Origin of the sequence: Micromonospora sp. NPDC020750 (assembly GCF_044334565.1) — a bacterium.
Taxonomy (GTDB): Bacteria; Actinomycetota; Actinomycetes; order Mycobacteriales; family Micromonosporaceae; genus Micromonospora.
Genome location: NZ_JBIRTH010000005.1, coordinates 445,365 through 458,302, shown reverse-complemented (window position 1 = coordinate 458,302; position 12,938 = coordinate 445,365). Strand labels below are relative to the sequence as shown.

Here is a 12,938-nt window from a genome sequence, read left to right as displayed (position 1 = left end):
TTCTGGACGTTCCACCAGGGGATGTATGCGAGATCAGCCTAATTTCGCTGCCGCGCGTCCGAGTATTGGGGGAAACCCCAACGGGCGGAACCTAGGGGGCGCGGGGCGGGTGTCGCGGTGTTAACTGGTTGCTGGTTCGGGCTCAAAGAGATGCAAGGGACTCAATATGAACCTACCCATTCGGCGGGTACCGTGACGGCCCGGTCGGCAGTGCTCGCCGGGGTAGGCGGCTGGGTGCCGCCGCGCGTGGTCACCAACGCGGACCTTTCCGCCGGACTGGACACCTCGGACGAGTGGATCCGGTCCCGCACCGGCATCGCGCAGCGCCATTTCGTCGATCCCGGCATGTCCACCTCAGACCTCGCGGTCGAGGCCGCCCGGCGCGCCCTGGTCTCCGCCGGGACGCCGGGGGTCGACGCCGTCGTGGTGGCCACCATGACGCCGGACCGGTCCTGTCCGGCCGTCGCACCCGAGGTGGCCTCCCGGCTGGGCCTGACCGGAGTGGCCGCCTACGACCTGGGTGCCGTCTGCACCGGGTTCGTCTACTCGCTGGCCACCGCAGCCGGCCTGATCGCCACCGAACTCGCCGACCGGGTCCTGGTGATCGGTGCCGACGCGCTCTCCAGCGTGACCAACCCGGCCGACCGCACCACCGCTGTGGTCCTGGCCGACGGGGCGGGGGCGGTCGTCCTGCGCGCCGGCCGACGCGACGAGCCCGGCGCGCTCGGCTCCTTCGACCTCGGCAGCGACGGGGGCGGGAGCGACCTGATCCAGGTGGCCGCCGGCGGGGCCCGGCAGCGGTTGTCCGGCCGGACGCCCGACCCGGCCGATTTCTACTTCACGATGGACGGACGCGAGGTGTTCCGCAACGCCGTCGTGCGGATGGCCGCCTCGTCCCGTACGGTCGTGCGGCGCGTCGGCTGGCAGCTCGCCGACGTCGACCGGGTCGTCAGCCACCAGGCCAACATTCGCATCCTCAACGCCCTCGCCGACGAACTCGACCTGGCCCGAGACCGGGTGGTGGCCAACATCGACCGGGTCGGCAACACCGGTGCCGCCTCCATCCCGTTGGCCCTCGCCGACGCCGGCGCCACCGGTGTGGTCGCCGCCGGTGACCGGGTCCTGATCACCGCCTTCGGTGGGGGCCTGACCTGGGGATCGACCGTACTCGTCTGGCCACGGTTGCGACCAGCCGAACGGCCGGGCGACCCGATGGGATCCGCCGCCGGAACAGCCCCGGCCACCGCTGAGCCGGTCCCGGCCCCCGCCGGGACGGAGCCCGCCCCGCTGCCGCACCACCCGATGTCCGAGCCACCGGCCACCGGTCCGGCCACGCGGTGACCGACGAACCACGAGGAGCGTGTGAGATGACCGACGTCTACCAGCGGGTCGTGCAGATCCTCACCACCCGCTTCGAGGTGGAACCGGACGAGATCGGTCCGGACGTGACCTTCGAGGAACTGGAACTGGACTCACTGTTCATGGTGGAGCTGGCCCTGGTGCTGCAGAAGGAGTTCGACCTGAAGATCGCCGACGAGGACGCCACACCACGCACCACCATCGCGGCGCTCGCCGGCGTCATCGAAGCCTCGTTGGCCCGCGCGGCGTGACCGGGATGGAGACCGCCATCACCGGCCTGGGGCTGGTCACCCCGGGCGGGATCGGCGTGGCACGGACCTGGCAGACGGTCTGCGCCGGGGTCTCCACGGCAACCCACGATCCCGACCTGGCCGGCATACCCGTCGACCTCTCCTGCCGGGTACCCGATTTCGACCCGCGTGCCGCCGTCGGCCGCCGCCACTGGCAGTACGACCGTCTCGTGCAGTTCGCGCTGGTCGCGGCCCGGGAGGCGGTGGCCGACGCCGGCCTCGACCCGGCGACCTGGGACGGCGCCAGGGTCGGCGTGGTGATCGGCTGCGGCATGTGGGGGGTGTCCACCACGGCCGCCCAGCACGCCGTCCTGGCCGCCGAGGGGGCGCAGGCGGTCTCCGCGTTGTTGCTGCCGATGATGCTGTCCAACATGGCCGCCGGCCAGGTCGGCATGGACCTGCGCGCCGGTGGGCCCAACCTGGTCACCGCCACGGCCTGCGCCTCCGGCAGCACCGCCATCGGACTGGCCCACGACCTGCTGCGCAGCCGGGCCTGCGACGTGGTGGTGGCCGGTGGTACCGAGGCCGGCGTCACCCCGCTCGCCGTCGCCGGGTTCGCGCAGATGGGGGCACTGTCGCGGCGCGCCGACCCGACCGCGTCCCGGCCGTTCGACGTCGGCCGGGACGGTTTCGTCCTCGGCGAGGGGTGCGGCCTGCTGGTCCTGGAACGCGCCGAGGACGCCGCCGCCCGCGGTGCCCGGGTGCGGGCGCGACTGCTCGGCTTCGGGGCCAGCGCCGACGCGTACCACCCCACCACCCCCGACCCGGAGGGCCGTGGTGTCCAGCGGGCCGTGCAGGCCGCGCTGAGTGGAGCGGGTCTCGTCCCGGCCGACGTGGACCACGTCAACGCACACGCCACCGGCACGCCCGCCGGCGACCTGGCCGAGGCGCGGGTGCTCAGCCGCCTGTTCGGCCCGCTGCCGGTGGTGACCGCGAGCAAGGGCTGCCTCGGCCACGCCCTCGGGGCCGCCGGTGGGATCGAGGCGGCCCTGACCGTGCTGGCGTTGCAGCACGGCCTCGTCCCACCGACCGCCAACCTCGACGAACAGGACAGCGCCATCGACCTGGACGTGGTCACCAAGGCGTCCCGAAAACAGCGCATCGAGGTGGCCCTGAGCAACTCGTTCGGCTTCGGTGGCCAGAACGCCGTCCTGGTGCTGGCCGCCACCTGACACCGCACGCCCCCCGAGCGGACACCGCACCGGGGGACATCGCACGTCGCCCGCGTGGGTGCGCCGCGTTGGGCCGAAAGGGGGCAATACACGTGGCAGCGACACCTGCCGGCACCGACGTGGTCGTCGTCGGCGCCGGCTCCGCCGGCTGCGCCCTGGCCCGCCGGCTGGTCGAACGCGGATTGCGCGTGGTCGTCCTGGAGGCCGGCGGCGAGGACACCAACCCCGACATCGGTACGCCCGGACGCCTGGCCCACCTCTGGTTCGCCAAGGAGGACTGGGCGTACCACACCACGGCGCAACCGTATGCCGGGCACCGGCGGCTGCACTGGCCACGCGGACGGGTGCTCGGCGGCTCCAGCGCGCTCAACGGCATGATCTGGGCCCGTGGCGCCGCCGCCGACTACGACCACTGGGCGTACCTCGGTAACGACGGCTGGTCGTGGGCCGACGTCCTGCCCGTGCACCGGCGCATGGAGGACCTCGACGCGGTGGCCCCGCTGCGCGGCACCGGCGGACCGATCCACGTGATGTCCCAGTACCGCCCGGATCCGATCTTCGAGTCCTGCGTCAAGGCGGCGCAGGAGATCGGGGTCGGGATCAACCCCGACTACAACTCCGGCGAACTGGACGGGGTGTCGCTCACCCAGTTGACCATCCGCGACGGCCGGCGGCAGAGCGCAGCCGGCGGATACCTGCGCCCCATCCTCGGCCACCCGGGGCTCACCGTCGTCACCCGCGCGCACGCCCGTCGGCTGCTGTTCACCGCTGACCGCTGCACCGGAGTGGAGTGGGAACGCGACGGAGCCGTCCACACCACCCGCGCCGACGTCGAGGTGATCGTGTCCGCCGGCACCATCGAGTCCCCCCGCCTGCTGATGCTCTCCGGCATCGGCGACGCCACCGAGCTGCGCCGGCACGGCATCGACGTCCGGGCGCACCTGCCCGGCGTGGGCCGCAACCTGCACGACCACCTGCTCACCCCGGTCATCTTCAGCACCAACCGCCCGGTCGGCCGCTCGCCCGACCTGTCGCCGATGCAGAGCCACCTGTTCTGGCGCAGCCGGCCCGGCCTGCCGGTCCCCGACGCGCAGACGCTGCACTTCCCGGTCCCGATGTACCAGCCCGGGATGTCGGGCCCGTCCGACGGGTTCACCCTCCAGGCCGGCCTGGTCCGCCCGGTGAGCCGGGGACGCATCCGTCTCGTCGCCGGTGACCCGCACGCCGGGCTCGACATCGACCCCGCGACGCTGGCCTGCGCGCAGGACGCCGATGTGCTCGTCGACGCGGTGATCCTGGCCCGGGAGATGGGTGCCGGTTCGGCCCTGGCCGACGAGTGGGGTGCTCGGGAGATCTACCCGGGTCCGCAGGTCCGCAGCCGTGACGACCTGCGCGCCTACGTACGCGCCACCGCCGGTACCTTCCACCACCAGGTCGGCACCTGCAAGATGGGCGCCGATGATCAAGCGGTGGTCGATGCCCGGCTACGGGTGCACGGAGTACGGGGACTACGCGTCGCCGACGCGTCGATCATGCCGGCGGTGACCACCGCCAACACCAACGCCCCGGCGATCCTCGTCGGTGAACTGGCCGCCGACTTCGTCACCGCCGAGCACACCCGGCAGGACCAGCCGTGACCCCGGCGCCGGTCGACCTGAGACAGCCCCACCCGCACCGGTGCGGCAGAGGCTGCGCACTTTGTAGAAGAAGCTCAGGTAGGTGGCGTGGTACGAGGCGCTGGTGATGCGCAGCAGCGCCTGGTCCGACGAGCGCAGCGACGAGCCGTCAAGGTTCGGGCTGCCGGTGTACACGCGCGGGGTGAGGTCGCCGTTGTAGTCGCCGTCGATCAGCATGAACTTGTTGTGCGGGCGGATGTCGATGCCTGGTGCCACGTTGACCATGCAGTGCAGCCGTTGGATGCCGGCGCCGTCCAGCATGCCCTCCACGGTCGGGTCGCTCTCCGCGTAGATGACGTCGATCCAGCACCCCTCGGCGCGCAACGCGGCGAGCTTGGTCGCGACCTGCTTGCGTGACTTGAGGAAGTGCAGCACCACGATGCGGATGTCGGTCTGGTGCTTCTTTCCGTCGGCGCCGGTGTAGCCGCAGGCGACTTCGTCCAGCGCGTTGACGATGGTGTCGCTGGTGGGGTCGTTGTACGAGGAGTCTGCACGCGGGAAGAAGTAGGCGCGGTATGTGGTGCCGGTCGGGGTGCTGCGGTAGTAGCCGTTGTCGCCGGTGCTGGAGTACCGCAGCCGCCGCTGGTCCTCGTGGTGTCTCGCGTACGCGTCGTAGACCGTCGCGTCGGTGAAGGTCACCGCATCGTTGTACGACTCCACCTTGTACCAGTCGGTGAGGTTCGACGAGGTCTGGAACACCACCTTCTGGTACGTGGTGCCGTCGTCGAACGGGCCGACCTTGGAGAACAGGAAGAACTTGTTGTGGTTGTAGGCCGGGCCGGGCGGCGCGGTGGCGATGCAGCCGCGGCTGACGTCGTCGACGCCGTCGTTGTCCTCGAACTGGTCGTCGCAGACCACCACCCACGACGGCTTGCTGTCATCCGTGCCGAGCCCGGTTGTCGGGTTGCTCAGCGTGTTCCAGGCGGGGCTGTTCTTGGGGCTGCCGTTGGCGTCGAGATACGACGAGTCGTCGAGGATCACCTTCACCCGCACGCCGCGGCGAGCAGCCGCGTTGAGCGCGTCGGCCACGGCCGCGTCGCTGAATTCGAACACGGAAGCCCGGATCTCCTCGCCCGAGGGCGTCGCGTTGACCAGCGCGATGATCTGCGTGAAGATGGCGCTCTGCTGCCCCGGCGTGCCGACCGGGTCGTTGAACACGGCGCCGTTGATCACCGGCTTGGTCGCCGCGGTCGCCGGGGTGGCGCGGCTCAGGTCGGCGACCATCAGCGCGGCGAGGATGAGCATCGTGGCGAGACAGGCTGAGGATTTGCGCATCATGTGGCGGTCCTCTCGGTGGGGGATCGGCTGCGGCGGCAACGGAGGCACGGATCGCGGCTACCGGCGTGGTCGCCGGGCCGGCCGGTGCAGCCGGCCCGCTGAACCCGAAGTACGCCTCGCTGTGCCGAGTGGCCCAGTTGGAGGCGACAACGGCGCGAGCCCGGGCCGTGTTCAGCTGACGCATGACGGGTGAGCTGCCGGCGTCCACAGTGTCCCCGACACCGCATGACCGCGCTACCTTCCCTGGGGCGTCCGTGTGTGTGGACCCTCCAGCATCGATCCCGACGCCCGCCCGGGCCGTGGCCCGGACACCACGTGAATGAGGGGCGATACCCGTCGGTCCTGACGGATACCGGTGTTCGCCCTGGTGGCCCTGCCCGGCTGGCCGGACAGCCCGATCAGCCGGTTCGGGCCCGCCGGGTGGCGAGTTCGGTGCGGTTGCGGACGCCGAGTTTGCGGAAGATGTTGCCGAGGTGGAACTCGATCGTCTTGACCGAGAGGAACAGGCGCTGGGCCGCCTCCCGGTTGCTGAGCCCGTCGGCGATCGCGGCGGCGACCCGTGCCTCGGCGCCGGTCAGCGAGGGCTGGCCGGTCCGGCTCGCGAACCTCGGCACCGCGTCGAGAGCCGGCGGCCCGTCGGCGCGGGCCGGGCCTACGGCCGAGGGTGTGGTGGTCGGCGGACCGCCGAGCAGCCGCAGGTCGTTCAGAACCAGCGCGAGCATGCCGGCGGCACCGGTTCGGGCGTACCCCGCGCACGCCTGTTCCAGCAGCCGGGCTGCCTCGCCGCGCCGGCCGGACCGTCCGTGGTGGGCGCCGAGCAGCCAGGCGATGCGGGCCGTCAGTAGCTGCTCGGCGGGCCGGGTCAGCTCGCCGAGCGAGGCCGCCAGCGCGTCCGTGGTCGCCGGCGAGTCCGGGGCGAGGATCCAGGCCCGCCATGCCGGCAGCGCCGGTCCGCCCGGCCACGACGGAGGTGGGTCGTCGACGGCGGCGAGCAGGCCGGCGGCCACCCGTGGCCGGCCGGCCAGGGCGTGGTGGGTGGCCAGTTCCCAGCGGTGCTCGTAGTGCAGGCCGGCGGTCACGCCGGTGTCGGTGGCGACCACGAGTTCGAGCAGTCCCGCCCAGGCATCCAGGTCGCCCCGGGCGAACGCCAGAGCGGCCGTGCACTCGGGGAGGTGGCGGGCGACCCAGGCGGAACCGACCCGCGCGGCCAACTCCCGGGCCTGGTCGAGGTGGGCCGTCGCCAGGTCCAGGTCGCCATGGAGCGCATCGCACTTGGCCAGCCACGATGTTGCCTCGGCCTGCACGTCGAGGCTGCCGGAGAGCATGGCGAGCCGGGCCGCCTCCCGTAGCTCGGCCTGCCCCCGAACCAGGTTGCCGGCCCACGCGTCACCGACGCCGATCATCGCGAGCATTCGCGCCCGGTCCACCGGGGCGAGGTCGAGGGCGTCAACCAGCGGGGCGAAGCGCCGCGCCTCATGCGGGCGCATCAGTGTCATCACGGCCGTCAGCGCGCACTCGACCAGAACCGGATCGTCTCCGAAGGCGTTCTCGTCGAAGATCCGTACAACGGTGTCGAGGTACTCCGGGCCGTCGGCGAGGCGGGCCCGGGTGGCCACGATCCCCACCAGCGTGCAGTAGATCAGTTCCGTCCGCGCCGAACGGCTTGCGTCACGTGCCTTCTGGACGCGGGCCACGAGCGGGAACATCTGGTGGCTGTCGGCGGTGCGGGACAGCGCGACGAACGCCTGGAACACCAGGCGCGCGGCCCGGTCCGGGTCGGCGCCGTCAGCCGCCGACAGGATGCGCTCGGCCACGATTTCGGTAGACACCGTGGAAGCGTAGAACCGGGGTCCAAGCCCAGGGATCACCCTGGTGCCCGCCGCCGCCCGCCGGCCCACACTGCTTCCTACCCGGCCGGCCGATGTCCGGTCGGCGTACCGATGTGGATAGAGGTAGGACCATGAGGCGCAAGACCGTGCGGATCGACACCATCCCCGCCGACGGGGTGGAGTTGGCCGACGAACAGCTCGCCCGGATGCTCGGCGGCCTGCCGCCGGCCAACGGGGCCGGCTCGTCGAAGACCATCGACGACATCCCCGGCGGGGGACGGCCGGACACCGACACCGACTTCTGATCAACTGTCGTCGACGGTCCGGCCGTACCGGTGTCCGGGCCGTCGACGGCGACCCGCCCGGAGTGCACATGATCCTCATCCTCACCGCCCCCGACGACGTGCACGCCGACGCGGCCGAGGCCGAGCTGCGCCGGCGTGGCGCCGCCTGGATCCGTTTCGACCCGGCCGACGTGCCGTCCCGTGCGTCGCTGTCGATCACCATCCGAGACGGGCGGCTGACCCGCACTCTCGGGTGGCACCCCGGCGCCTGCGGCACCGGCTTGGGCGGGAGCCACCGGGACGCCGCCGGCCGCCGGGTCGTCGATCTCGACGCGGTCACCGCCATCTGGTTCCGCCGCCCCGGCGTGCCGGTCGCGCCTGCCCACCTCGGCGAACCGTATGCCAGGTTCGTGGTCGAGGAGAGCCGGCAGTTCGTCGGCGACGTCTGGGAGACCCTCGACGTGCCGACCCTGCCCGCGGCCCGACCGGTGGTACTGCGGGCGCAACAGAAGGTCCGCCAGCTCCAGCTCGCCCTGCGCCTCGGCTTCGACCTGCCCGCGACAGTGGTCGGCAACGATCCGGACGCCGTGCTCGACCTGTTCGGCCACACCGGCGGCCAGTTGATCGCCAAGCAGGTCGGCCACTCCAGCATCGGTGACGAGCTGATGCGCTACACCGAGCCGGTCAGCCACCGCGACATCGGGCACGTCGACGGGGTACGGCACTGCCCGTTCATCGCGCAGGCCCGGGTGCCCAAGCAGGTCGAGCTGCGGGTCACCGTCGTCGGCGACCGGGTGTTCACCGCGGCCATCGACTCGCAGCGGTCCAACCACGCCCGCTACGACTGGCGTCGGCAGGACGACCGGAACACGCCGATGAGCACGTACGACCTGCCCGGCGACGTCGCGGCGCGCTGCGTGGCGCTGACCCGCCTGCTCGGTCTGCGCTACGGCGCCCTCGACCTGATCGTCACCCCCGACGGCCGGTACGTGTACATCGAGATCAACCCCAGCGGCCAGTACCTGTGGGTCGAGGAGGAGACCGGGCTGCCCATCACGGCCGCCGTGGTCGACCTGCTCACCGACGCCGTGCCCACCCCCGGAGCTGCCACATGACCACCCTGGAACCCGCCCTGCTCGACGAGGCCCTCGCGCTGGTACGTGAGCTGACCACCGGGCGCGCCAGCCTGCTCGACGCCAGGGACCGGCTCGCGCCCCTGCGGGAGCGCTGGCCACAGGCCGATCTCGCGGTCGTGCGTGACGAGGAGACCAGCGACGGGTCGGTCTCCTTCGACGTGCTGCTCCGCGAGCCCGCCGGCACCGTATCCGTCGCGTACAGCCCGGCGCCGGCACTGCCGTGGCCGCTGCGCGGGGCGATCCGGCATTCCGACCACCATCTCGCCCGGGTCGGCACCAGGACGCTTCGGGTGGGGGAGGCCCTGACCGCGCTCGACTTTCTCTGGTACGACCACGACGTGCTCACCCGCCTGGTCGACACCTGCCTGATCGCCGCCGAACTGGAACTCCACCCCGTCGAGATGACCGACGAGGAACTCCAGGCGGCGGCGGACGCGTACCGCCGGGCGAAGGGTCTGCTCGACCCGGCGTCGACCGCGCGGTGGCTCGCGGAGCGGGGCCTGTCCGCCGAGGACTTCGCAGACCTGGTCGCCGACACGGTGGCGGTCGGCCGGCTGCGCGAGCGGGTGGTGGGCGACCGGGTGGCGGCCTGGTTCGCGCGGCGCCGGTCCTCGTTCGACACCCTCGTCGTCGCCTGGACCGCCGAGGGCGCCCTGCCCACCAGCCGTGAGGCGGCACTCGCGGCGGTGGCCGCCGCCGTCCGCGACGGCCGGGCGGCCGGGGTGCTGCGGACGGTCGCCGCCGCAGCGGCACCCGAGGTACGCGACGCCACCGGGCCGGTGTCGACGGTGGTCGCCGGGACGCCGGTGACGGCCGTGGTGGTGGCACGGGAACCGGCCGAGCTGGACACTGCCACCCGGTCACTGGTCGAGCAGGCCGTTTTCGACGAGTGGCTGGCCGGGCGGCGGGCCGCCACCGACATCGAGTGGTTCTGGCTGCCCCGTGACCGGACGGCACCGACCAGGTGATCCGCCGGCGGCGGGTGCCGGTGGTCCTCCAGGTCACCGCCACCGACTGCGGCCCCAGCGCGCTCGCCATGCTGCTGGCCGCGTCGGGTCGGGCGGTGCCCGTGTCGCACCTGCGGGCCCGGCTCGATGTCGGCCGCGACGGGCTGAGCCTGCGCGACCTGAGGGACGCGGCGCAGGAGTTCGGGCTGCGTTGCCGGGCGATCGCGTTGCCGGCGCTGCGGGAGGACGCGACCCGCCTGCGGGAATTGGCGCTGCCCCTGGTGGCGCACTGGAACGGCGACCACTACGTGGTGGTGCAACGGATCGGCCGGCGCGGCATCGAGGTCGTCGATCCGGCCGTCGGCCGTCGGCGGCTGTCTCCCGCGCAGTTCTCGGCCGGCACGACCGGGGTGGTGCTGCTGGCCGAGCCCGCCGGCCCGGCACCGCCGCCCACGCCGACTCCCGCACCGGGGTGGGGGCTGCTCGTGCCGGTGCTGCGCCGGCACGCGGGGCTGCTCGCGGTGCTGGCGGCGGCGTCCCTGCTGATCACCGTGGCGGGGCTGGCCGTGCCGTGGGCGACGGCCGCCATCATCGACGACGCCGCGCCCCCGCAGGCGTCGTGGCTCGTCGCCGCAGCCGCACTGGCGTTGGTGACCGGAACGCTGTCGCTGGTGCGCGGGCTGGCCGTGACGGCCCTGCAACGACGGATCGGCATCCGGCTCGGCACCGACACGGTGAGTCGGCTCTTCGAGGTGGTCTACCGGTACTTCCACCGGCGGTCGGCCGGTGACCTGATCGACCGGGTCCGCGCGGTGGACTCCGTGCGGGACCTGCTGGCGTCGTCGCTGGTGGCCACGGCGCTCGACGCGCTGCTGGCCGTCGGCTACCTGACCGTGGTGTCCGTGCTGGCGCCGGTGCTGGGCCTGGTGGCCGCCGGTGTCGTCACCGTGCAGGTCGTCACGGCGCTGTGGGTCGGCAACCGATCCGGCGCCCTGCAACGGGAGGCGCTGCTGGCCTCGGGCGAGGAGTCGGCCCGGCTGGCCGACGCGTTGCAGGGCATGGCGGCGATCCGGGTCGCCGGGGCGCAGCGGCGGGTGCTGCGACGGTGGCAGGAGTCGTTCCAGCGGGGGATCTCCGCGTCGCACCGGCTGGCCCGGCTCTCGGCGGTCTCGGACGCCGTCCTCGCCGCCTGGTCGGTTGCCAGCCCGGTACTCGTACTCCTGGTGGCGGCCCGGCGGGCCGACTCGCCGGGGCAGGCAGTTGGCCTGGCGGCGCTCGCGGTCTCCGCGATCACCCCGGCGGTGGCCCTGGCGCAGCGACTGCCGTCGTTCACGTTGCTGCCGCCCACGGTGGACCGGCTGGCCGACATCGCGCAGGCGCCGGTCGAACAGCCCACGCCGGGACGGCCCGCGCCCGCGCTGACCGGGCTGGTCAGCCTGGCGGGCCTGGGCTTCCGGTACGACCGGCGTTCCCCCTGGGCACTGCGCGGGGTGACCGCCGAGTTCCGGCCGGGTACGAAGGTGGCGGTGGTCGGCGGCTCCGGCAGCGGCAAGAGCACCCTGGTCGGTCTGCTGACCGGGCTGTACGCGCCGACCGAGGGACAGATCCACTTCGACGGCCTCGACCTGGCCACGCTGGATCTGTCCTCGGTGCGCCAGCAGATCGGGGTGGTGTTGCAGGAGACCTACGTCGGAGCGGGCACCCTGCGCGAGGCGCTGACCCTCTCCCGTCCCGACGCCCCCGACGCCGCGATCGCGCGAGCGATCCGCCTGGCCGCGTTGCACCACGACGTGGCGGCCATGCCGATGGGGCTGCAGACCCGGATCGGCGACGGCGGGGCCGGCCTGTCCGGCGGGCAACGCCAGCGGGTCGCCCTCGCCCGGGCACTGCTGGCCGATCCGGCGCTACTGATCCTGGACGAGGCGACGAGCGCGTTGGACACCGTGACCGAGGCGACGGTCGAGGCCGGGCTGCGGGAGCTACCCATGACCCGGTTGGTCATCGCGCACCGGCTCTCCACGGTCGCCGACGCCGACCTGGTGCTGGTGCTCGACGGCGGCCGGCTGGTGGAGTGGGGGCCGCCCGCCGTCCTGCTGGCCGCCGGCGGCCCGTTCGCCCGGCTGGCGGGCCCGGCCACCGCATTCCACCACCCCCGTCCCCATCCGGTGAAAGGCAGTCACGACGTTGGCGATCGGGAGGCATGACCGGCGGGAAAACGGTAGCGGCGCAGCGGAACGCGGGATCTGCTTCGGAGATGCCGCAGCCGTGGTGGATCAGGCCGGGGCGCAGCGGTCGCGGAGCACCGCGACACCGTCGCCCCTGAGCTCGTCGCAGTACGTCGTACGCCCGGTCATCGCCATGGTCAGTGCCAGGGTGGTGCCGGACACGAGTGGCCCGGAGCCGATGGAGAAGGGGCCGTCGCTCGCGACGAGGCGCAGGTCACGGACCCGGCCTTTGGCCAGGACGACCTGGTCGGAGCCCTGGTAGTACCGGGCGACCTGGGTGATGGTCTCGATCGGGTAGGTCCGGCGGATGTTCAGCGGGCGGCGGATGTCCGCCCCGTGCACGATCGTTTCACCGAGCATCGCCATGGTCGGCAGTGGCGGTTTGGTCCTGCTCATGACGATGCCCCGGAATCGTTCCAGTGTCTCGGCGGCGGTCGCGCCCAATTGCTCGTTCAGCCGCATGGTCACCTGCTTGTCGAAGTCGAATCCGCAGCGGATCACGCCCGTCAGCCATTGCCAGGAGTTCAGGCTGGCCGCCGCGGTGAGGTGCGCGAGCACCTCGCGTACCGTCAGACCGGTGCACAACGACGGCGTCGCGAACTGCTGATCCGTCAGGCCCGCGAGGTCGGCTGCCAGCGCCGCGCGTTCTGCGTGGATCCGAGACCAGGTGTCGCTCCCACGATCGATGCGGGCACTTGCATGTCTCTCGGTCATGTCGAGGTCTCCTGTGGTGCTCGAAGCG

Annotated in this window: 10 protein-coding genes and 1 pseudogene; 8 read left to right on the top strand and 3 right to left on the bottom strand. The window is 72.6% G+C overall.

Annotated elements, in window-relative coordinates:
- Positions 1-150 precede the first annotated feature (150 nt).
- The 4 genes from ACH4T9_RS18500 (at position 151) to ACH4T9_RS18485 (ending at position 4,458) form a co-directional block, all read left to right on the top strand.
- Entirely contained in the window at positions 151-1,341 is a 1,191-nt protein-coding gene (locus tag ACH4T9_RS18500) for a beta-ketoacyl-ACP synthase III (protein WP_396672220.1), read from the top strand.
- A gap of 26 nt (positions 1,342-1,367) precedes the next feature.
- On the top strand, positions 1,368-1,610 hold the full coding sequence (locus ACH4T9_RS18495; protein WP_396672221.1) for an acyl carrier protein: 243 nt from the start codon (positions 1,368-1,370) through the stop codon (positions 1,608-1,610).
- Positions 1,607-2,821, top strand: a complete 1,215-nt coding sequence (locus tag ACH4T9_RS18490) for a beta-ketoacyl-[acyl-carrier-protein] synthase family protein (RefSeq protein ID WP_396672222.1) — start codon at positions 1,607-1,609, stop codon at positions 2,819-2,821. The genes ACH4T9_RS18495 and ACH4T9_RS18490 overlap by 4 nt, the downstream gene beginning before the upstream one ends.
- Before the next feature lie 92 nt (positions 2,822-2,913).
- Positions 2,914-4,458 (top strand): GMC family oxidoreductase, encoded by a 1,545-nt coding sequence (locus ACH4T9_RS18485; RefSeq protein WP_396672223.1) that lies wholly within the window; start codon positions 2,914-2,916, stop codon positions 4,456-4,458.
- Between the two features lie 78 nt (positions 4,459-4,536).
- Here ACH4T9_RS18485 and ACH4T9_RS18480 read toward each other — a convergent pair.
- Positions 4,537-5,721: pseudogene (locus tag ACH4T9_RS18480) on the bottom strand (phospholipase D-like domain-containing protein); the annotation flags it as partial.
- Positions 5,722-6,173: 452 nt separating this feature from the next.
- Positions 6,174-7,604 (bottom strand): LuxR C-terminal-related transcriptional regulator, encoded by a 1,431-nt coding sequence (locus ACH4T9_RS18475; protein WP_396672224.1) that lies wholly within the window; start codon positions 7,602-7,604, stop codon positions 6,174-6,176.
- Positions 7,605-7,735: 131 nt separating this feature from the next.
- Here ACH4T9_RS18475 and ACH4T9_RS18470 point away from each other — a divergent pair, with 131 nt between their 5' ends.
- The 4 genes from ACH4T9_RS18470 (at position 7,736) to ACH4T9_RS18455 (ending at position 12,175) form a co-directional block, all read left to right on the top strand.
- Positions 7,736-7,909 carry a putative ATP-grasp target RiPP gene (locus ACH4T9_RS18470; RefSeq protein WP_350888557.1) on the top strand — a complete coding sequence of 58 codons (174 nt, stop codon included), beginning with the start codon at positions 7,736-7,738 and terminating at the stop codon, positions 7,907-7,909.
- Between the two features lie 68 nt (positions 7,910-7,977).
- On the top strand, positions 7,978-9,003 hold the full coding sequence (locus tag ACH4T9_RS18465) for a RimK family alpha-L-glutamate ligase (protein ID WP_396672225.1): 1,026 nt from the start codon (positions 7,978-7,980) through the stop codon (positions 9,001-9,003).
- Positions 9,000-9,992, top strand: a complete 993-nt coding sequence (locus tag ACH4T9_RS18460) for a TIGR04500 family putative peptide maturation system protein (protein ID WP_396672226.1) — start codon at positions 9,000-9,002, stop codon at positions 9,990-9,992. Before ACH4T9_RS18465 ends, ACH4T9_RS18460 begins: the two co-directional genes overlap by 4 nt.
- A complete protein-coding gene (locus tag ACH4T9_RS18455) occupies positions 9,989-12,175 on the top strand; it encodes a peptidase domain-containing ABC transporter (RefSeq protein ID WP_396672227.1) in 2,187 nt (728 codons plus the stop codon). Before ACH4T9_RS18460 ends, ACH4T9_RS18455 begins: the two co-directional genes overlap by 4 nt.
- Before the next feature lie 69 nt (positions 12,176-12,244).
- On the opposite strand, the gene ACH4T9_RS18450 is transcribed toward ACH4T9_RS18455, so the two are convergent.
- On the bottom strand, positions 12,245-12,910 hold the full coding sequence (locus ACH4T9_RS18450) for a maleylpyruvate isomerase family mycothiol-dependent enzyme (RefSeq protein ID WP_396672228.1): 666 nt from the start codon (positions 12,908-12,910) through the stop codon (positions 12,245-12,247).
- Positions 12,911-12,938: the final 28 nt, after the last annotated feature.

Bases quoted from the DNA above. Each gene is read 5' to 3' on its own strand.
- ACH4T9_RS18500 (WP_396672220.1), top strand. From the start codon at position 151: ATGCAAGGGACTCAATATGAACCTACCCATTCGGCGGGTACCGTGACG.
- ACH4T9_RS18495 (WP_396672221.1), top strand. From the start codon at position 1,368: ATGACCGACGTCTACCAGCGGGTCGTGCAGATCCTCACCACCCGCTTC.
- ACH4T9_RS18470 (WP_350888557.1), top strand. From the start codon at position 7,736: ATGAGGCGCAAGACCGTGCGGATCGACACCATCCCCGCCGACGGGGTG.
- ACH4T9_RS18465 (WP_396672225.1), top strand. From the start codon at position 7,978: ATGATCCTCATCCTCACCGCCCCCGACGACGTGCACGCCGACGCGGCC.
- ACH4T9_RS18460 (WP_396672226.1), top strand. From the start codon at position 9,000: ATGACCACCCTGGAACCCGCCCTGCTCGACGAGGCCCTCGCGCTGGTA.
- ACH4T9_RS18450 (WP_396672228.1), bottom strand. From the start codon at position 12,910: ATGACCGAGAGACATGCAAGTGCCCGCATCGATCGTGGGAGCGACACC.